Below are 20,185 nucleotides of genomic sequence, written 5' to 3'. Positions count from 1 at the left end.
GCTCAACTATTGCTCTGCCTATACATACGTGCGATCAGAATACGCTGCAAGCGTTTAGATGCCAGCAGGAATTCATGAAGAGTAGCTACATGATTAGCCTCTATCCCTTTTGTTTCCATTATGTTTGCAATACTTTGCAACTCCACTGCTCCCACCATGCCGCACCCTCCCTTGATGGCGTGCGCCTCGCGTCGATAGGCTGCGTCGTCCTGGCCAGCGGCCGCTTTTTGCATCGCATCAATCCGATTTTCAGCATCGCTCAGGCACATGGAATAGAGCTTTTCCAACTGCGATGCACTCATCGAGTTGGCGAGTTTTTGATAGATCGACTCGTTGAGCGCCCCTGATACTTCGTTGCCTTCAATTGCAGGCTGGCTTGTGTCGACGAGAGCAGCGAATTGCTCCATGGAGAACGGCTTCAGCAGAAACGCGTCGAACGCGTCCGCGAGATCGCTCTCCGGTCGACTGCCGCTCATGGCCAACAAGAGTGTCTGCGCTCCACATGTGCTGCGAAGCCGCCGGGCCAGCTCGTCACCGCGGATGCCGGGCATCTGCATATCCACGAGAATCACCGTGGGCATGGTTCCGGCTCCCTCGTTGAGATGCGTAAGCGCAGCATCTCCTGAATCGGCAGTATCCACCCTGTGGCCTTCGCTTTCGAGAAGCAGGCGGAGCACCTCACGGCTCACCTCGTCGTCATCGATCACCAGAATCTGGAGTGCGTTGTTCATCGAGGCAAAGGTTATCAATTGTGGAAACCCTTTGCCACTGCCATGCGGGGAGGCGGTACAGTAATTGCCATGGGGCAGGAAGAGCAGCAGACGCAACAGAACGCGGTCGCACGGCTTGCGCAGGAGATTGCGGCCTTGTCCGGGCGCGTTGCGGCCATCGAGCGCCATCTTACCGCTTCAGGCGCGGTTGTTCAGGATCAACCGTCGCGCGAAGCCGCGCAGGTTCCACCTCCACCTCCAAAGCCTGTTCTTGAGCAGGTTCCCCAGCTTTCGTCGAAGCCGGCGTCTTCGCTTGAAAAGCGTATAGGCTCGCAGATCTTCAATCGCATCGGCATCATCGCGTTGCTGATCGCAGCAGCGCTGTTTCTGAAGCACGCAATGGACAATCACTGGATTGGACCGTTAGGACGCGTGCTCATAGGACTCGTCGCAGGCTCGGCAATCGTGCTCTGGTCCGAGCGCTTTCGTCGCAAAGGTTTCGATGTATTTTCCTACTCGCTCAAGGCCATTGGGAGCGGGGTTCTCTATCTTGCGCTCTGGGCCGCGTTTCAGGTCTTTCATCTGATGCCAGCAGGAGTGGCGCTTGCTGCCATGGTTCTCGTCACTGCGTGGAATGCCTTGATGGCCTGGTCACAATCGAGCGAGTTACTCGCCATCTATGCGCTCGCCGGGGCTTTTGCCACGCCTCTCCTGCTTGCCACCGGAGGGAACCACGAGACGTTTCTCTTCACCTACATCCTGGTGATCGACATTGCCACGGTGGCGCTTGTTCGGCTCAAGCCATGGCAGCGGCTCCTGCTTGGGGCCTTCCCCGCAACGATAGCGTTCTTCGTCGGCTGGTATGTGCAGTTCAACTCTTCGACTGAACTTGCGGTGACCTCGCTTTTTGTTGCGCTCTTCTTTGTCATCTTTATTGTGCCGTCCATTGACGAACGTGACGAACGCAAAGGCCACTCGCAGGGTTCCGCTGCGATTGCCTCGATCTTTCTCCCGCTGGCGAATGCGGTGTTTCTTGCGCTGGCGTTCTATTCGCTGCTCGAAGATTCCGGCCATCATGCGCTTCTGCCATGGATGGCCGTTCTGTTTGGCGCGCTGTATCTCGGCTTGATGCGCCTGCCGCAAGCGCGCGTTACCTTTGCCGTACACCTCTCGCTTGCCGTCGTCTTTCTTACCATCGCTATTCCACTCAAAGCCAGCGGCAACTGGATTACAGTTGGCTGGTTTGCTGAGGGCGTAGCGCTGCTCTGGATAGCGGCGCGCATGATGACATCTACCACGGAGAGCACTGCGATAAGCTCTCATCGTGTTCTTCGCGTGCTGGCGCTCTGCGCGCTTTTGCTAGGGTTTTTCAGCTTGAGCAGCCCGCTTGTCTGGCTCGGCCAACCCGGGCAGACGGCTTTTCTGAATCTCCGATTTGCTACATCGCTCTTTGGAATTGCCGCTTTAGCTGCTTCCACGTGGATCGCTCTTCGCGCAAGTACGTCGTCCGATGTAGCGTCGCCTTCATGGCGCACAATCGTCGGCTTTTCGATTATTGCGCTGAACCTGGTTGCGATATCTGCCTGCGTGCATGAGATAGACACTGCCTTCCACCCTGTTTACGGCAATGTTGAAGCCGTTCTCCAGAGGTCACTCATCATCTCGGGCTTTCTGATGCTTTATGGAGCAGCTCTTCTTGCCGTCGGCTTCTGGAAGCGCAGCGCGTTTATTCGATGGCAGGCAATCATCCTGCTCGTCTTTACGATCGGTAAAACTTTCATCTATGACCTGCGCGATCTGAGCCAGGGTTATCGTGTCATCAGTTTTCTCGGTCTTGGAGTGCTGCTCATGGTTGTCAGCTTTGCTTATCAAAAGGACTGGCTTGCCTTTCGCGCATCCGAGCCGGAGCAGCCCCACTCATCAGAGCCAACCACTGGAGTCGATCAGTGAAAGCGGTTCTCCTTCTGGCACTCCTGTTCTGGCGCGCAGTCCCGACTTCCGTAGCACAGACGGCCGACCCGCACTATTTTCGCTATGAGCGTTCTGTTGCCGCAACCGGGGCGGGACAAGCTTGCGCTGTTCTCGATGCTCAGACCTTTGCACATGCGGCAGCCTCGCTTAAGGACATTCGTCTTTACGAGGGAATCGGAACATCGACGCCGCGCGAGGTTCCCTATGCAATCACGCTCAGTCAGCCGGTGCAGCCCGATAATGTTCCTGCGCGCGTCGTCAATCTTGGTTTCCATAGCGGCAGTATTGTCTTCGATCTCGAAATGCCGCCGCGACCATATACCGAAGTCATGCTTGATCTTGCAGGACAAGACTATATTGCGACCGCCAGTGTCTCCGGTTCGAACAGCCCAGGCGCCGCGGCAACAAACCTCGGCGAGTTCACCCTCTTCGACCTGACTTCGCAGCATCTCTCCCGCAACAAGACACTGCATCTTCAGGAGTCAACCTTCCCGTGGCTGCATGTCGTCCTGACCGCTTCGCCGGCGCCTGGGACTCATGACTTTAGGCTGGACCCGAAGATCGTTCGCGGCGCAAGCGTTCCTCCCAGTCGCGAAGCCCAGATTCTCTATGCGCCTGCGGCCCAGACCAGCACAATTGTTAATCACGAACGGCAGAGCATCGCTACCTTCACACTACCTCAGCGTGTTCCAGTTGAACGCATCACCTTCGATCTGGCTCCGACGTTTACAGGAAACTTCAGTCGCGATGTTCGTATTTATGACCGCCCTGAAGGTGCACCGGCTACCTCCGGGGAGAGTTTGTCGGGGACCATTCTTCGTGTGCATCTCACGCAGGGTGGACGGGAGATTCGTCAGGAGGAGCTCAGCGTTCCTGCCACGATTGGCTCCAATCTGCAAAATCCGGCCACGGTAGAAGTCGTTGTTGAGAACGGGGACGATATTCCCTTACCCATCACCGCGGTTCGGCTGGAGATGCGCGAACGCAACCTTTGCTTCAATGCGCCCTCTGCACAGCCTCTCGTCCTGTATTACGGCGATCCCGTGCTCGATGCGCCGATCTATGATTTTGCCCGGCTATTTTCCGCAACAGCCCACACCACGCGGGCGCAGCTTGGAGCAGAGCAGATGAATCCTGACTATCAGGCGCGGCCAGATACACGGCCCATTACCGAGCGCTATCCCGACCTGCTCTGGATAGCCCTGCTGGCGGTCATCTGCTCTCTGGGCTTCGTCGCCATCCGCGCAGCAAAAACCCTCCCCCGCTAGTGTCCTGCCCCTGAAGTTCGCGTAACAAGAGTGGGTGATTTCCACACCCACTCTTGACACCGCTGATAACCTTAAATCAGGAGAAGAGGAAGCCCGGCGACTGGCCGGGCTTCCCCACTTAAGCAGAGTTTGGCATCAAACGTGCGCAAGTATCCGATACTTATCCCCTTTATTTCGAATACTTTGGTACTCAAGTACGGGGAGGGGGTACCTACCGCATCGCGGCATCCACCTCGCTCAGCCAGTTCGGAGACTTGAGCAGCTCGCGTGGTTTGGAACCATCCGCCGGACCGACCAGACCGTCGTTGTACATCAGGTCGATCAGATGTGCCGCGCGACCATAGCCGATGCGGAGACGACGCTGGAGCAGAGAAGTGCTCGCCTTGCCGAACTCGAAGACCAGCCGCACTGCATCGTCGTACATCGGGTCGTTGTCTTCGCCATCTGACTCGCTGCTGATTTCTTTCCCTGCCTCATCTTTGGGGCCTTCGAGGAAGCCATGGACGTACTCAGCCTCGCCCTGCTCCTTCCAGAAAGAGGTAACGGCGGAGATCTCCTTTTCTGTGACGAAGGGCGCGTGAACGCGCTGCACGCGGCTCGTGCCCGGAGGCAGATACAGCATGTCGCCGCGCCCAAGCAGGCTTTCGGCGCCGTTCGAGTCGATGATGGTGCGTGAATCCACCTTTGTTGCGAGGCGGAAGCTCATGCGTGTAGGAACATTGGCCTTGATAAGGCCAGTGATGACGTCGACAGACGGGCGTTGCGTCGCGAGAATCAGGTGAATGCCGACGGCGCGGGCCATTTGGGCGAGGCGCGTAATGGACTCTTCGACGTTCGCGCGATCGAGCATCATCAGGTCGGCGAGCTCGTCAATGATGATGATGATGTAGGGCAAAGGTTCCTGGTTCACATCCTCGAACAGGTACTCGCTGCCGTGCTCGAAGAGCTTGTTGAACTGGTCGATGTTACGCACGTGGTTGGCGGCGAGCAGTTTCAGCCGCCGCTCCATCTCACGCACGGCATTGCGCAGCGCATTAGCCGCAAGCTTTGCCTCGGTGATGATGGGCGTGAACAGATGCGGGATACCTTCGTACATGCCAAGCTCGACGCGCTTCGGATCGACGAGGATCATGCGCACCTGCTCAGGCGTGTTCTTGAAGAGCACGCTCATAATCATTGCGTTGATCGCGACGGATTTTCCTGAACCGGTCGAGCCTGCGATGAGAACGTGAGGCATGGCGGCGAGGTCGGCTGTGACGATGCGCCCGTTGATGTCTTTGCCAAGTGCGATGGCGAGGCGGCTCTTGGATTGCGCGAAGCTCTCGCACTCGACCACATCGCGCAGCCAAATCGTTTCGCGGGAGCTGTTTGGTACCTGGATGCCGACAGTGTTTTTGCCCGGCATCCGCTCGATGAGAATCGACTCGGCAGCCATGGCGAGGCAAAGGTCGTCGCCCAGACCGGTGATGCGTGCGACCTTTACACCCGCGTCAGGGCGAAACTCGAAGGTGGTTACGACGGGACCCGGGTTGATCTGCGTAACCTGGCCGTTGACGCCAAACTCGGCGCACTTTTCTACAAGTACTCGTGCCTCTTCACGCAGAACCTCTTCGCGCACGATGGTGTGGTCGTCGTCGCGGTGGAGCAACGATGATGGAGGCAGCTTGTAGCCGCGTACGCTCTTCGGCACGATTGTTACTGGCTTGATGTCTGCATCAGCACGTTTGCCAAATGAGATTCCTGCGTCGGCGGGAGTAGCGGAAGGGACCTCGGCTGCGGGAGTCTTCGGTTCCTGCAGCTTTTTCGGCACCGGCGCAGGAGCCGGCGGTTGGACTGGTTTGTCGAAGAAGTTGCGACTGGCGAAGTTTGATTCGTCATCGACAGCTCGGATTGGTGCGGCTGCCTTTGCTAACGCCTCCGCATAAGGAGCAGCGGCTGCGGTTGCTGTGCTCAAAGGCGTAACTGGTGGGGCATCGACGAGTGTGCGCGGCATCGACTGCCACACGGAAGATGGCTCAGATACGGGCTCCCATTCAGGCTCAGTTGAAGCAGGTTCGATGCGCTTCCGGCGGCTAAGCCATCCGAAGAGGCTGCCAAGCAATGTGTTAGCAGGCTCCTTGGATTTTGCCGCGACCGCCTCAGACTTATCGCGAGCACGGCGGGCTTTCGCCTCAGCCATCTCACGCTTGCTGCCAAAGTTTTCGGGGTCGATTTCGAGGCCCTTCCGACGCGCTTTGCGTCTAGACCGCCACTCCCATAGACGCTGCATAAAACCGAATCGCGCTGTGGTCCACTCGCGTGCAGTGTTGAAGGTAAACGTTGTGGCCAAATAGAGCGACAAGGCAACCATCATCAGCAGCACGATGGATGCGCCGGGAAGATTCAAATATTCGACGAGAAAATCGGAGAGCAGCCTTCCGCTCACGCCTGCAATCGGGAGTGTATGACGCCACAGCAGGTTGCCCGGGAGCAGCCCGATGGCCGCTGGGGCAAACACTACCCACATCCCAAGCCCAATCGTCTTTGCCAATGGAGATCCCGCAGGCCGTGAGCGCATCCAGCAGATTCCAAGGCGTCCCAGCACGAGCGGAAGAAAGAATGCTGCGATGCCGATCAGTTGAAGCAGCGCGTCGGCCACATATGCGCCGATCTGACCAGTCCAGTTATGCGCGGGCCTTCCTGTGACATAGGAGCCGATGGTATTGAAAGAGGGGTCAGTCGGCGTGTAGCTGGCCAGCGCAAGCAGCAGCAGGGTAGCGCCGAAGAGCACGACCAGACCGAGAACCTCATTCACGCGGCGGTGTCGCGTAGGCGAAGAAACAAGTCGCAGGGGTTTCATTGGGGAGCCTTCATTTGGGGTGCGCGCGGCATTTCTCGTGCCGATGCAGGTCCCCACACCGGAGCCGGATGCGGCGGAAGAGATGGCATCGAAGCCGTAAACCACCAGAGCATCCTTGATTATCCCAAAGTACAAAAGCAAAAGCGGGGATTGTCGATCGTGGGGTATCCGAATACAAACCTGCACGTACATCAGGCATCTATCTGGATAACAAACCGCCGCCCGGTGCCTGTGATGGACCGGCGGTCCTTAGCACCGGCTGACAGGGGCGCGGGATTTTCGCGATTTCTCCTGCTTGCCGCCGGAAGGGAGAATCGCACCGACCGGTGGACCCTGTTTAGCCGTTTACCTCCGGCTGAACCACTACAGGTGCTTTGGTCCATAGTGCAGATAAAACACGACTGCAGCGGCGATGAAGCAGTAAACTCCAAACCAATACCAGCGTCCCTGTTCAAGCCAACTGCTGAGCCATTTCAGCGCGACCAGCCCGGCGAAAAATGCGAACACCATGCCCAGTAGGCTCACCATCAAACTGCTGTGCAGGTCGATGGGCACTCCGCTTGCGACTGCATCATGTGAGGCATGTACAAGCCGCAGGACTTCGCGTGCGACGACCGGAGGAGTCAGGACTACGGCCAGCGCGAAGCTGAACCGCTCAGCGCGCTCTTTGCTCGCACCCGTCAGGATGCCGGTTGAGATGGTCGCGCCCGACCGTGAGAATCCGCGAAACGGGAGGCAGAGCCCCTGAATTGCGCCCATCCATCCGGCTTGCCCCATGGTCACGCTGTCGCCGTAAACTTTTGCAGCAGAGGCGGCTAGTCGTTTCTCCATCAGTCCTGCAATGAGGATCAAAACACCTACAGCGAGCAGGGCTGGCGCAATAAGATCCAGCCGGCCGAAGAGAAGCTCGATCTCAGCTTTGGACGCTCCTTTGAACATAGTCTTTTCAATCAAGATGTTCAGCGCTTCTCCTATGATGCCCGTCAGCACAGTAGCCCAGATGACACGCACGAGGAATCGCTTGAACGAGTCAGCAGAAGAGAAGTAGGTCCGCTTCCACTGGCTCCAGAAATAGGCAATCACGGCGAACATCGTGCCTGTATGCAGCATGACCAGCAGCAATGTCATCTCAGGCGAGGAGGGGTCCAGTCCCATCAATTTTTCAGCAACTACAACATGCGCAGAACTGGAAACAGGCAGCAGCTCTGCCATACCTTGCACTATGGCAAGAATAATCACTTGGAGGATCGACATAACTCAATCCTAAACGGTCAAGGGTGTCAGGAAAGTGATTTTTCGAAGACAGCTTGAGTCTTAGTTTGGGTAAAGCCTTCGCGTAGATAGAACTGATGAGCCCGTTCGCGCGTCATCCGCGACGTCACGCGCAATAAAGCGATACCCTTGCTTCTGCTCCATGCTTCGACTTCTGCACATAGACGCCTGCCAACGCCCATGCTACGCACTTCGCTTCGGACGACAAGTCCAGTAATGAGCGTATGTGCCGGCGATTGCAAATGATGAGTGACCGCAGCTTCGATCCAACCAACCATGTTCGTGTTAATGCAAGCTACAAGCGCAACCTGGGTATCTTTGCATGCCGCAAGCCTCGAAATCCTTTCTGAGACGGCTTCAGCAGAGATTTCATAGCCTAGCTGCTTACTTAACTCCGCGACCTGTTTGGCATCTTCCGCGACGATAGGTCTTATCAGCAGCGAAGCCGCAATTGCTTCAGTCTCTGTCACTGCCATAGACGGGAATCTCCTGCTGCACTTTATATGCAATGGCTGCGGCGCGGGCCGTGTAGTCCGATTTCGGATATTGTTGTTGCATCAACTGAGCAAGGTCAGCGGTCCTCTTAGCAGCATCGTCAGCCTTCTTTTTGTCATCCTCGACCATATACATCGTGACCAGCACCCCTTGCCGGTACGTGGCGTTGTACAACGCTTCTGGAGCTTTCGGGCTATCGGGATACTGCCGCGCATATTTTTCGTAGAGCCCAGTCTCCATCTCTGGACACTTCGGCAGCCCCTGCCAGTCGCCGCAGAGTTTGTTGTCGATAAGGTCATATGCCGCGCGAGCTGCATAGGACGTGCCGGGATAGTTCTTCATGACCCGCTTCATTGCGCCCTCGTAAATCTGCGGACGAAGATAAGCCTGCTGCTCCTTTGCACTGGGCAGCGTGCTGTTGTCCTGCTTGTCGAGCTGCCAGCGGATGTCGGCCGCGCGCCATGCTGCTTCGGCTGCCAGGGGAGAGTTCGGAAAGTAATCCGGAACACGCTTGTAGAGCAGGTGGGCTGCCTCAGCTGCTCCTTTGGGAGCATGAGGCTGCTCTGCTTGAGCCTCCGTGTTCGCCGCCGCCCCGAACAGGATCATGTCTCCACCTGGAGTGGACGGCGACACAATGCCCTTGTTCCGGATCCATCCGGACTCAGGCGTCGGCGCGCTGTCGTCGCCGAACTCTGGCTTATCAGAATCATCTTCCTGCGCTTCGTCTCCTGCGTCAGTGTTGGCAAATACCTTGACCCAGGGTCCGCTGCGCTGCATAATGACGACTTCGTGGCCGGGAGTTACAAGCGAAACCCTCTGTGAGTTAGGATCCGCTTCGACATATACGATGGCCTCGTGCAACAGCGTCGCCCGCGCCGACCGGTCATAGCCTGAAGCGGCTTTCTGTGCTCTTGTCTGGCTCAATGCAAGACCTGTGACGAGCAATGTTGCACTCACCCATGTCGAAACCAATCGCTTAAGAACTCGCATAGCAACCAATTAGACGCTCCAACAAATGTTAGAGAAAGCCTAACTTACTTAGTACTGCGCGCGAAGCAGAAAATCAATGATGCGGGTGAGCAGCAGATTTATCCTCAAGACTCTTTCGCAACTCGGGTTCAAGATTCCCGCCGCTCAGTACCACAACAACCTTGTTCGCCTTGGGCAGTTCATCTGCATGGAACAGCGCTGCGGCCAGGGATACAGCACCGCTTGGCTCTGGGACTAGCGATGTGACTTGCAGCATGGTGCGAATGGCAGCAAGGATCTCATCTTCGGCGACAGCAGTCACCCCATCGACGTAACTGAGTATGTGTTTAAAGTTAAGTGTGCCAAGTGTCTGAGTCCGTAGACCATCGCAGATAGTACGTGTGGTCTTGCTTGCTGGCCATTCGGCCAATTTTTTTGACTCGAAGCTCTCCTTTGCATCGGCTGCCAATTCTGGCTCCGCTCCCCAGACCTTTACGTGCGGAGCGGCCAATTTGATGGCTGTTGCCACTCCGCTTAGCAACCCTCCTCCACTTACTGGGGCAATCACCAAGCCTACTCCGGGTAACTGTTCCACTATCTCTAGTCCACAGGTGGCCTGGCCTGCAATGATTGCCGCGTCATCGTAAGGTGGAATGATGGTGTAGCCGAACTTCGCGGCCAATTCCTCAGCTTTTGCGCGCCGCTCGGAGGATGCTGGACCGACTTCGACGATCTCAGCGCCAAGCGATGTCGTGGCTGCTTTCTTTACTGCAGGAGCGTTCTCTGGCATGACGATGACCGCCTTAGTGCCCAGACCCCGCGCGGCATACGCCACCCCTTGTGCATGATTTCCGCTCGAATAAGTGATTACCCCGAGGCGCAGGGCTTCGGGCGTGAGCCGAGCCATCATGTTGTATGCTCCGCGTAGCTTGAAGCTGCCTATCGGTTGCTCACTCTCGGCTTTGATGTAAAGGTCAAACTCCGGCTCGACAGCTTTTGCCATGCGCAGCCTTGCGCGTGAAACGCGGTAGAGTGGAGTGCGCACCACAACTCCGGCAATCCGTTTCTCCGCGGCACGTATCTCTTCCAGTGTCACCAACTTATCCATCTATACCTTCTCGGCTGCACGGAGCCGGCATTTATCATAGGCGTTGTAGCGAGTCCCCGGCTAAAAAACGCGTCCCATCCCGAAGAACCACTTCCTGTGGCTGCTGTCGCCAATGCTTATGCCGCCATAGATAGGGCCAATCAGCGTTTTGACGATCAACGCTCCGGCCACATCGTTTGGAAGTGAAGGGGTGCCTGATGGGCTATTCCATGTCTTTGCCATTTCATAAAATCCTGCAGCATATATGCTGTCACCGATCACCGGATTCAGCTTCGTCACTTGAAAGAGATAGGCGCCTTGGAGGAGAAAGTAATCATCGCCCAAGAGCTCACCGCGATCATACGCGCTCATGCGTAGCGGTCCACCGATCTCAAATCCGGCGAGACCAAGGTTCTGCGAGTTAAAGCTCGTGCCTCCATTTGCCATGACCGCGATTGTCCCCCGTTCACGTAGAGGGAAAAAATGTGCGAGATAAGTGTTCATCTGCGTATAGCCGCCGTTCTGGTTGGGGCGTTGCGTGTAGTAGTCAAGTGAAGATTGCACGATCGATCCCCGCGAAGGGATTTCAACGTCATTCTGACCAAAGTAGTTGAGGCGGGCCGAACTCACCAGTGGATGAAGGCTGAACTCCTTCTGTTCCGGTTCGCCGATCGTTCTGGTGTCGCCATACCATTGATAATCTTCGCCCAGCCGCAGTTCGGTCCGAGTGTTGAACTGATACCCGATGTCCGCTCCGAAGCCTTTTCTGTGCTCTGTGTACTGTGAGAGCTGACTGCTGCCCTGGAAGAAGTATGCCGTCGTGTAGGTCACATAGGCACGGCCTGCTACGAAGTAACCCTTTCTGAAATGGAGGAAGTGTATCGGCTTGTAAAATTCCCCGCTCATTCCTGCCAGCGGGCCCACGGAACCGTCCAGGCGCAGCTCGGAGCCAGGCCCTGTGATGTCTGTGAAAGTCGCCCTCGCACCTAGTCCCAGTAGCAGATGATTCGAGTCGTTGGCAGAAAGAGTTGGCCCTAAGTTAAGAAATGGTGGCGCATGTTTTTTGGTGTGCGGACGGATTAGCAAACCTGTTTTCCCGCCCATGTCAATCATGTTGTAACTTATGCTTTCATAGGTCCCTGTGCCCAGCAGCTCCGCTATCGTAGTTTCTACTTTGTCCGGGTCTAGCGGGTGGCCTACAAACTTTGCAAATTCGTTTTGGACCTCTGCCTTCTGAGCACCGTTCAAGCCGTAGATATAGATGAAAGCGGGCACCGGAACCCGCGTCTTGCGACGAGCATTGCGCTGCGCGACGTATGCTTTCCAGTCCGCGTCGTTCAGGGCATACTTTTCAAGCTCGGCTGCATGTTCCTGTGCGATCTTGTATCCCTGCGGAATAATCTCTGCACTCTTTGTGAAGTCGCCAGATGTGAACTTGCTTACATTGGCCTTCAGCAGAATGTCGGCATTTTTCATGTTCTCCTTCTCGTTCGCTGCAATCATGATTGAGAGGTTTCTGCCTGCTACTCCGACCAGAGAATTCAGACTGCTGCGATCCACCGTACCAGTGTCGAGGTACACCGCAATTACCACCTGCGCGCCCATCTTTCTGGCTACATCGACTGGAAGGTTGTCCACCGCTGCGCCATCAGAGTAGATTTCGTTTCCATGCGTTACTGGGGCGAAGACGCCAGGGATTGACATGCTTGCGCGCATTGCTTGTGCCAGCGAGCCGTCATGGAACACGTGGGCTGTTCCAGAAACCATCTCTGTTGCTACGCAGCGAAAAGGGATTGGGAGGTCGTCGAAATTCTTGAGGTCATAATAAGGAAGCATCTCGCGGTCTAGCAGCAATCCCACGCCTGCGCCGGAGTTCAAGCCGCTTGGCAGTCCGAACCCATGCTTGAATCCGAATTCCAAGCGATTAGGGAATGCCACACGGTCTTCCTTGCGGCGGTAGCCAAGCGTGTCGAAAGGCGCTTGTCCACCCAGTACTGTCGGCCAGTCGATGCCAGCGACGAACTGCACAATCTGGTCGGGACTATTACCCGAGGCATACAGGCCTCCTACTAGGCCACCCATGCTCGTTCCGGCCACATCATCTACTGGTATATGGTGCTCTTCCAGCCACTGCAGGACACCAATATGGGCAAACCCGAGTGCACCGCCACCTTCGAGCACCAATCCAATCCGCTTTCGCTCGCGTACAGCAGGCTGCTGTGAGTGCGCATTTAGATCAGCAAACAGCAGACACGAGAGCAAGAAGAAGATTGTTACGGCTTGGATATGGCAAAGAAAGGCGATACGGTGGCGAGAAGAGTTCATAGATGAATAACCGCCGTACGACGAATCCGTCGCTTCATTTTACGGCGAAGTCGTGTAGGAAGAGCCCTCTTCAGCGGTTGGAATCATATCCATCACTGGCTTGAAGCGCTATCGTGCCAACGTCTCTGCCAAAGACATCAAGCGCAGCATGAAATAGCGGCTACTCTAGAGCCGCCGCTTTACCAATTATGATGAGGCGTCAAATTTCCAGAATCACAGGCATGATCAGCGGCCTTCTGCTCGTGTTCTTCTGAATGTACCGCTTTAGATCGCTGCGAATCTTTTCCTTGATGACGCCATAATCAGCCTTTTCTTCTGCCGACGAAACATCCAGCGTCTTTTGCACCACCTGTTTTGCTTCGGAGATCAATCCATCTTCGGCGATGGCCATGCCGCGTACAACGATCTCCGGTGCATTTTCCACCCGCCCAGTACGTTTGTCGATCGCGATGATTGGCAGTATGATTCCATCTTCGCTTAGGTGTCTCCGATCTTTGATGACCAGGTCTTCGACTACATCAGTCGAGGCGCCACCCGAGTCGATACAAACGCGCTCAACCGGAACCTTGCCTGTCTTTACGGCAGAATCGCGGCCCATCTCAAGAATGTCACCATCTTCAAGAAGAATTGTCTTTTCTACAACTCCCATTCCTACGGCCAGTTCTATATGGCGCTTCAGATGCCTGTAGTCTCCATGGACAGGAATGAAGAACTTTGGTCGAACGAGGTTAATCATCAGGCGCAACTCTTCCTGGCTGCCATGCCCACTCACATGAATCAGCCCCGAAGCACCATCGTCGTAGATCACTTCTGCATCGCGCCGTTCCAGATGGTCGATCATCCGGTATATCGACTTTTCATTGCCCGGTATCACGCGCGAGCTCAGCAGAACTGTGTCGCCTGCCTCAATGTGCGCGTGCTTGTGATTGTTGACAGCCGCTCGGCTCAACGCGCTCATTGGCTCGCCTTGCGTCCCGCTAATCATTACGAGAAGCTTGTGCGCAGGTGTGTCCTTGATTTGCCCAGGATTGATAACGAGTCCAGGCGGAGGGTCCAGGTACCCCAGGTCCTGCGCGATTTCGGTCGAGTTGTCGAGCGAGCGGCCGATCACGGCAACTTTGCGGCCGTGCTCATGGGCTAACTCCATTGCCAACCTGATGCGATGAATTGATGACGAGAAACAACTGAAAAAAAGCTTCTGCTTCGTCTGAGCAAAGATCTCGTCGAGCCGAGGTCGCACGGCTTTCTCGCTGGGTGTATAGCCGCGCCGGTCCACGTTGGTTGAATCCTGCAACAGAGCGAGAACGCCTTGTTTGCCCAACTCGGCAAATGCATGAAGGTCAAAGGGCTTGTTATCCGGAGGCGACAGATCGACCTTGAAGTCACCTGTATGCAGAACAACGCCTACCGGCGTATGAATCGCCAACGCCACACAATCGACTAGGGAATGGGTCACGCGAATCGGCACGACCGAAAATGGCCCCAATATTATACGTTCACCTGGAACCATCTCAATCAGATCAGCATCATCCAGCAGCTCATGTTCTTCGAGTTTCCCCTCGACATAAGCCAAGGTGAATTCAGTGCCATACACCGGCACGTTTAGTTCCGAGAGGATCCATGGAAGGCCGCCAATATGGTCCTCGTGACCATGCGTCAGCAGGATGCCGCGTACTTTGTCGCGGTTCTCTGTCAAATAGCTAATGTCGGGAACGACAATATCGACGCCTAATAACTCTTCTTCAGGAAACATCAATCCTGCGTCAATGACGATGATGTCATCCTGCCAGCGCAGAACCATGCAGTTCATCCCGAACTCGCCCAGTCCCCCCAGCGGAATCAGCTTCAACTTATCTTGTGCCATGAACTTTAAATCTTAGCACCCGGCCGATTCAGCTGCTTTGCATGGGCGTACAATCTTTGCGCTATGTGCAACCTTGCTGGCCGCTAGGGAGCAACTCAGCGGCCAGCAACTGTGATTGGGGGCATCACTTTCCAGCAAATAGCTTCAGGTCGATTGAGTCTCCCATCAGCTTGTAGCCAGAGTCACCAGGATGAAGGTCGTCGGTTGAGCCAGCCGCATCGGAGAAGGCCGGAGGATTGGCTGAGTCACGAGTGACCTTCTCGAAGTCGATGTAGCCGTCGAGCTGATTGGTGGTGCGAATCCACTGGTTGACGGCCTCGCGGACCTTCTCGCCTGCGGGAGACGAATACTTTGCTCCCATGTAGGGCGTAAGGGTTGCTCCATAGACCTTTATCCCGTGCGTGTGGGCACGAGTGGCAAGCTGACTGAGTCCTGCTATCAAATCGTCAGCCGTTACAACATCATAGGGGTCCTCAAGTGAATAGGCGTGGCCGATGTCATTGATGCTTTCTAGAATGATGAGGTATTTGACACCAGATTGTGAGAGCACATCGCGGTCAAAGCGGGCAAGCGCGCTCGGGCCGGTGTTGTCGTGTAGCACGCGATTGCCGCCAATACCTTCGTTCAGCACACTGAGCTGTGCGGTCTTCTTATCGGCCTGAAGGCGCCTGGCGAGAACATCGGGCCAGCGAAGGTTGGCATCACGTGTGCTGTGTGCGCCATCGGTGATGCTATCGCCGAACGTTACGATGGCAGCACTCTTATCGCTTGCCATCACATCGACTCCTTTGAGAAAGGGCCAAGAATAGATTTTTTCGGCGGAGTTGAGCGTCTTGTCGCTCACGATATTGCCCGATGCCATGTAGTTGGTCTGGTCGGCGAAGTTGTGGATCGAAACCTGACGCATGGGTTGCTGAGGCACAAATAGACTGACAGCGAGATCGCTGAGCGCGGGGACCTTCAAGTTGACGGGGTCACTAACCGCGAGTGCTCCGGGTGGAACCGTAACCGAAGCGCGTCCACTGAAAGTGAGGGTCTGCGCCGAAGCAGTGTCGATGGCATCGCTGCCTGCGCTTCGCGCAATGCTCGCGGCGCCTATGGTTAGCGAGTCCAATCCGAACTCGTTGCTGACGATGATGCGAACGGAGTTGCCTCCGAGTGAGATGTGAACGATTTCGCGGAAGGTAGTGTCCACCGCTCCAAACTTGTCGTTCACATTACGAAGAGCAACGGGAGATGTTGCCCAGGTACCGACCCAGTGGTCAGATTGGTTGGCGGCTAAAGCTGAATTTTGATTGAAGCAGAAGAGACTGAAGAGAAGAAGTGCTAGGCAGGGAAGTCCCTTAAATCGAAGTACCATGTCCATCCTGAGTGCGATTGTATCGGCGCATCCATGGTATATGTTTTTCTTCGCTGCTGGACGTTGACGTATAGTTGCGGGGGAATAGTTTTATCCGAAATCCAATACTGTAATGCGCGACCCACAACATAGAGAAAGGCCGAAAGGACAGAGGAAACAATGACGATGAGGTGGCTACAGGTTATGCTTCTTAGCATGACTACCGTGATCGCAACAGCACAGGTTTCAGTGACGAAGGCGGCCTTTGGCACCACGCCCGATGGCAAGACAGTGGATATCTACACTCTGAAAGGCGATGGCATCGAGGCGCGCATCATGACGTATGGGGCACGTGTTGTCTCAATCTCAACCCCAGATCGGGATGGCAAGATGGCCGATGTGGTGCTCGGCTACAACGGTCTAGATGGATATCTTGACGATTCGAGCACCTACTTTGGTGCAATCGTCGGTCGCTACGGTAACCGTATCGCACATGGGAGCTTCCGCCTTGCGGGCAAGACTTATCAGATACCGAAGAACGACCATGGCATCAATGCTCTGCATGGCGGCACTGTTGGTTTCGACAAGCTTGTGTGGGATGGCAAAGAGATTCCTGGTGGTGTGGAGATGACGCTAGTCAGCAAGGACGGCGACCAGGGCTTCCCCGGCACATTGACGGCGCATGTGCGCTACACGCTGCATCACTCGGCTCTGCGCATCGACTACAGCATGTCTACCGACAAGCCTACGGTCGTGAACCTGACGAACCATTCTTATTTCAACCTCGATGGCGACAAAGGCACGATCCTCGATGAGGAGATGATGATTCCTGCGGACCAATACACGCCAGTGGATGCTGGACTGATTCCGACGGGTGTGCTCGCTTCTGTAGAAGGCACGCCGTTTGACTTTCGCAAGCCAACGGTCGTAGGCTCGCGCATCCACGATGACAATGAGCAATTGAAACTGGCCGGAGGCTATGACTTCAACTGGGTGCTCCGCGGGAAAACCGGCGAGATGAAGACTGCTGCGCGCGTCTATGATCCAAACAGTGGCCGTGTCCTCACCGTAACGACGACCGAGCCCGGTGTGCAGTTTTACACGGGTAATTTTTTGAACGGAACGAAGTATGGCAAGGACCAGCAGGGCTATGAGAAGAACGGAGCGCTCTGTCTGGAGACACAGCATTTCCCTGATTCGCCTAACCATCCCAACTTTCCTTCTACCGAACTGAAGCCAGGAATTACCAGACACAGCACGACCGTCTTTACTTTTTCGACGCGCGCGAAGTAAGGTGTTGCGCGGTATAGTTTCGAACGCTACGCCGCGCAAGGACCCTTTGGGATGAATAAAGTCGTTCACTCTGCGGATGAAGCGGTCGCCGATATCCCCTCCGGCTCGACCATCATGTTCGGCGGTTTCGGGCTTTGCGGCATCCCGGAGAACCTGATTGCCGCGCTGGTTCGTAAGCGCATCATGGGGTTGCACACGATCAGTAACAACATGGGCGTCGACGGTTTTGGTCTGGGGCTGATGCTGGAGGCGGGAATGATCGTCTCGCACGTCGGCAGTTACGTGGGCGAAAACCGCCGCCTCGAACAATTGGTATTAAGTAACCAACTGGACCTGACCCTTGTACCGCAGGGAACGCTAGCTGAGCGTATTCGTGCTGGAGGCGCGGGCATTCCAGCCTTCTACACTCCTACGGGGTTGGGAACGGTTGTCGCCGAAGGCAAGGAGACGCGCGAGATCAGCGGCAGAACATATGTTCTGGAACATGCACTACACGCCGATTTCGCGCTCATAAAAGCTTGGAGAGGTGACCACTACGGAAATCTCATCTATCGCATGACTGCGAGAAACTTCAATCCTGTAATGGCGGCGGCAGCGGACATTACGATTGCCGAGGTTGAGGAACTGGTTGAGCCGGGTGAACTGAACCCAGACAACATCGTTACGCCAGGAATCTATGTCAACTGCATTATTCAAGGCGAGAAGTATCTGAAGCCGATCGAAGCGAAGTTCATCCAGTCGGGAGGCGTAGCGTGACCGCCAAAGAAAAGATTGCGCGGCGAATCGCACGCGAGATCAAAGATGGTTTCTATGTGAACCTCGGCATCGGCTTGCCGACAATGATTGCGTCGTACATCCCTGCTGGCGTGAACGTGATGTTCCAGTCTGAGAATGGGATGCTTGGTGTTGGTCCTCCGCCTGCTGAAGACGAAGCTGATCCAGATTTGGTTAATGCAGGCAAGCAACCCGTGACGGAGATTCCAGGCTGCGCGTTTTTCGCGAGCCACGAGTCGTTTGCCATGATTCGCGGAGGCCACATGGATGTGAGCGTGCTTGGCGCGATGCAGGTGGATGAGCACGGCGATCTTGCCAACTGGACTATTCCTGGCAAGATGGTGAAGGGTATGGGCGGAGCAATGGATCTGGTTGCGGGAGCGCGGCGCGTTGTCGTTGCGATGGAGCATCAGGCCAAGGATGGCTCACCGAAGATTCTGAAGCAATGCACGCTGCCGCTTACGGGCAGAAACGTCGTCCACGATATTGTGACTGAACTCGGATGGATTCGCGTGACTCGCAATGGACTGGTTCTGGCTGAGATAGCCGATGGTATGAGTGTTGCTGATGTGCAAGATCGTACGGAGCCGAAGCTGGTGATTGCTCCTGATCTTCGAGTGATGACAGTGTGATCTTTGCGCGATGCCAAACCTTGACTCCATAATGAAGGCCCGCGAAGAGGCGCTTGGTATCTTCTTATCCGCGCTTAGGGCATCGCGCATTGGGCCCGCGATGGGGCGGTGTTTCCACTGCGATGGTACGGTGCTGGAGATTGGCGACAACAGATATCAAACCACGGAATATGAGCGGTTGGTGTTGATTGCGATTGGCAAGGCTGCGGGCTCGATGTCTACTGCCTTTCTCGATCAAACAAGCACAATTGCGGAGAGGTTCGAAGGCATTATTGCTGGTCATCCGAGTGAGGAGCCATTGCCTGCACGATTCCGCAAATATCGCGGAGGACATCCCACTCCGAATGAGGCATCAATTGCGGCTGCTGAAGACACCCTGCGAACGCTTGAATCTCTGACAGAGCGTGACCTCGTCGTCTTCCTCATCAGTGGCGGAGGATCCGCGATGGTTGAGCAGTTCTTGCTGACCAGTGCTTCGCTCGATGTTGTCATCGAGACGCACAAGGCACTCGTTGAGTGTGGTGCGCCGATTACACAGATTAATGTTGTTCGCAAGCACCTTTCCGCGGTTAAGGGCGGACGGCTCGCGGCTGCTGCTGCCCCTGCGGAACAGGTGACGGTCTTTGTCTCAGATGTACCTGCAGGCGAACTTGATGCGCTCTCGTCCGGGCCGACAATGCCCGACCGCAGCACGATGGACGATGTGTATCAAATTGCAAATAGATATGAACTCGCGAAGCGCTTGCCTGCGCCAGTTGCTGGGTTGCTTGAGTCTCATGCGCTGACCGAAACGCCAAAGCTGGGCGACATAACCTTTGAGCGGTCGCAGTGGGTGGTCCTGCTGGACAGCGCCTGCCTTGAGCACGCGGCGGCCGTACAGGCGAGAGAGTTAGGCTGGCATGTCGAGGTAGACAACACCTGTGACGACTGGAGCACCGAGCGTGCCGCAGAGCATCTGCTGCATCGACTTAGGGAGATGAGGAGCGCGCGAGAGCGTGTCTGTCTGCTCTCAGCGGGCGAAGTGACTGTGTGTGTGCCTTCCTCCGTGAAGGGAAACGGCGGACGTAACCAACACTTTGCGCTGCTGTGCAGCGAGAAAATTGCAGACAGCGACATCGTGGTGCTCAGCGGTGGCAGCGATGGTATCGACGGTAACAGCGAAGCCGCAGGCGCAATCGTCGATGGCACAACAGTAAGTCGAGCGGATGTAGTTGGATTTCCGGTTAACCGTGCTCTTCAAGAGTTCAATTCAGGCGCACTGCTTGCACTACTGGGCGACAATATCACGACCGGGCCGACTGGCAACAATCTGAGGGACCTTCGCATTCTACTTGCGCCTTGACCTTC

15 protein-coding genes are annotated in these 20,185 nt (G+C 55.7%); 6 read left to right on the top strand and 9 right to left on the bottom strand.

Annotated features, from left to right (window positions below; genetic code table 11):
- Positions 1-2 precede the first annotated feature (2 nt).
- Positions 3-899, bottom strand: coding sequence for a response regulator (locus tag IEX36_RS08690; RefSeq protein WP_188758949.1), 897 nt, complete (start codon positions 897-899; stop codon positions 3-5).
- Between IEX36_RS08690 and IEX36_RS08685 the strand changes: the two genes are divergently transcribed.
- Together IEX36_RS08685 and IEX36_RS08680 are read left to right on the top strand one after the other, a co-directional pair.
- Positions 867-2,660: a DUF2339 domain-containing protein gene (locus IEX36_RS08685; protein ID WP_188758948.1), complete on the top strand. Its 1,794-nt coding sequence runs from the start codon at positions 867-869 to the stop codon at positions 2,658-2,660. The two genes, IEX36_RS08690 and IEX36_RS08685, sit on opposite strands and share 33 nt — an antisense overlap.
- Positions 2,657-3,949 carry a DUF3999 family protein gene (locus IEX36_RS08680; RefSeq protein ID WP_188758947.1) on the top strand — a complete coding sequence of 431 codons (1,293 nt, stop codon included), beginning with the start codon at positions 2,657-2,659 and terminating at the stop codon, positions 3,947-3,949. Before IEX36_RS08685 ends, IEX36_RS08680 begins: the two co-directional genes overlap by 4 nt.
- 211 nt (positions 3,950-4,160) lie before the next feature.
- Here the strand turns inward: IEX36_RS08680 and IEX36_RS08675 are convergent, their stop codons facing one another.
- The 8 genes from IEX36_RS08675 to IEX36_RS08640 all read right to left on the bottom strand — a co-directional run bounded on the left by IEX36_RS08675 (position 4,161) and on the right by IEX36_RS08640 (position 15,995).
- Positions 4,161-6,788: a DNA translocase FtsK gene (locus IEX36_RS08675; RefSeq protein WP_188758946.1), complete on the bottom strand. Its 2,628-nt coding sequence runs from the start codon at positions 6,786-6,788 to the stop codon at positions 4,161-4,163.
- Between the two features lie 363 nt (positions 6,789-7,151).
- The gene (locus IEX36_RS08670; RefSeq protein ID WP_188758945.1) at positions 7,152-8,042 is read right to left on the bottom strand and encodes an undecaprenyl-diphosphate phosphatase; all 891 of its coding nucleotides are present in this window, start codon (positions 8,040-8,042) and stop codon (positions 7,152-7,154) included.
- A 26-nt stretch (positions 8,043-8,068) separates the two neighbouring features.
- A complete protein-coding gene (locus IEX36_RS08665; protein WP_188758944.1) occupies positions 8,069-8,536 on the bottom strand; it encodes a GNAT family N-acetyltransferase in 468 nt (155 codons plus the stop codon).
- Positions 8,517-9,479, bottom strand: a complete 963-nt coding sequence (locus IEX36_RS08660; protein WP_229668818.1) for a hypothetical protein — start codon at positions 9,477-9,479, stop codon at positions 8,517-8,519. Before IEX36_RS08660 ends, IEX36_RS08665 begins: the two co-directional genes overlap by 20 nt.
- A gap of 139 nt (positions 9,480-9,618) precedes the next feature.
- On the bottom strand, positions 9,619-10,632 hold the full coding sequence (locus IEX36_RS08655) for a threonine ammonia-lyase (protein ID WP_188758943.1): 1,014 nt from the start codon (positions 10,630-10,632) through the stop codon (positions 9,619-9,621).
- A gap of 60 nt (positions 10,633-10,692) precedes the next feature.
- A complete protein-coding gene (locus IEX36_RS08650; RefSeq protein ID WP_188758942.1) occupies positions 10,693-12,936 on the bottom strand; it encodes a patatin-like phospholipase family protein in 2,244 nt (747 codons plus the stop codon).
- Positions 12,937-13,135: 199 nt separating this feature from the next.
- Positions 13,136-14,800 (bottom strand): ribonuclease J, encoded by a 1,665-nt coding sequence (locus IEX36_RS08645; protein ID WP_188758941.1) that lies wholly within the window; start codon positions 14,798-14,800, stop codon positions 13,136-13,138.
- 124 nt (positions 14,801-14,924) lie between these two features.
- Positions 14,925-15,995, bottom strand: a complete 1,071-nt coding sequence (locus IEX36_RS08640) for an SGNH/GDSL hydrolase family protein (protein WP_229668817.1) — start codon at positions 15,993-15,995, stop codon at positions 14,925-14,927.
- A 360-nt stretch (positions 15,996-16,355) separates the two neighbouring features.
- Between IEX36_RS08640 and IEX36_RS08635 the strand changes: the two genes are divergently transcribed.
- The 4 genes from IEX36_RS08635 to IEX36_RS08620 are packed head-to-tail and all read left to right on the top strand — an operon-like array spanning position 16,356 to position 20,180.
- Positions 16,356-17,432 (top strand): aldose epimerase family protein, encoded by a 1,077-nt coding sequence (locus IEX36_RS08635; protein WP_229668816.1) that lies wholly within the window; start codon positions 16,356-16,358, stop codon positions 17,430-17,432.
- Positions 17,433-17,483: 51 nt separating this feature from the next.
- Positions 17,484-18,188: a CoA transferase subunit A gene (locus IEX36_RS08630; protein WP_188758938.1), complete on the top strand. Its 705-nt coding sequence runs from the start codon at positions 17,484-17,486 to the stop codon at positions 18,186-18,188.
- The gene (locus tag IEX36_RS08625; RefSeq protein ID WP_188758937.1) at positions 18,185-18,838 is read left to right on the top strand and encodes a CoA transferase subunit B; all 654 of its coding nucleotides are present in this window, start codon (positions 18,185-18,187) and stop codon (positions 18,836-18,838) included. Before IEX36_RS08630 ends, IEX36_RS08625 begins: the two co-directional genes overlap by 4 nt.
- Positions 18,839-18,848: 10 nt before the next feature.
- Positions 18,849-20,180 carry a glycerate kinase type-2 family protein gene (locus IEX36_RS08620; RefSeq protein WP_229668815.1) on the top strand — a complete coding sequence of 444 codons (1,332 nt, stop codon included), beginning with the start codon at positions 18,849-18,851 and terminating at the stop codon, positions 20,178-20,180.
- The last annotated feature ends 5 nt before the right edge of the window (positions 20,181-20,185 follow it).

This window comes from Edaphobacter acidisoli, assembly GCF_014642855.1.
Taxonomy (GTDB): domain Bacteria; phylum Acidobacteriota; class Terriglobia; order Terriglobales; family Acidobacteriaceae; genus Edaphobacter; species Edaphobacter acidisoli.
This window is presented reverse-complemented; position numbering and strand designations above follow the sequence as displayed.

Bases quoted from the DNA above. Each gene is read 5' to 3' on its own strand.
- IEX36_RS08690 (WP_188758949.1), bottom strand. From the start codon at position 899: ATGGCGCTCGATGGCCGCAACGCGCCCGGACAAGGCCGCAATCTCCTG.
- IEX36_RS08675 (WP_188758946.1), bottom strand. From the start codon at position 6,788: ATGAAACCCCTGCGACTTGTTTCTTCGCCTACGCGACACCGCCGCGTG.
- IEX36_RS08670 (WP_188758945.1), bottom strand. From the start codon at position 8,042: ATGTCGATCCTCCAAGTGATTATTCTTGCCATAGTGCAAGGTATGGCA.
- IEX36_RS08665 (WP_188758944.1), bottom strand. From the start codon at position 8,536: ATGGCAGTGACAGAGACTGAAGCAATTGCGGCTTCGCTGCTGATAAGA.
- IEX36_RS08655 (WP_188758943.1), bottom strand. From the start codon at position 10,632: ATGGATAAGTTGGTGACACTGGAAGAGATACGTGCCGCGGAGAAACGG.
- IEX36_RS08650 (WP_188758942.1), bottom strand. From the start codon at position 12,936: ATGAACTCTTCTCGCCACCGTATCGCCTTTCTTTGCCATATCCAAGCC.
- IEX36_RS08645 (WP_188758941.1), bottom strand. From the start codon at position 14,800: ATGGCACAAGATAAGTTGAAGCTGATTCCGCTGGGGGGACTGGGCGAG.
- IEX36_RS08635 (WP_229668816.1), top strand. From the start codon at position 16,356: ATGACTACCGTGATCGCAACAGCACAGGTTTCAGTGACGAAGGCGGCC.
- IEX36_RS08630 (WP_188758938.1), top strand. From the start codon at position 17,484: ATGAATAAAGTCGTTCACTCTGCGGATGAAGCGGTCGCCGATATCCCC.
- IEX36_RS08620 (WP_229668815.1), top strand. From the start codon at position 18,849: ATGCCAAACCTTGACTCCATAATGAAGGCCCGCGAAGAGGCGCTTGGT.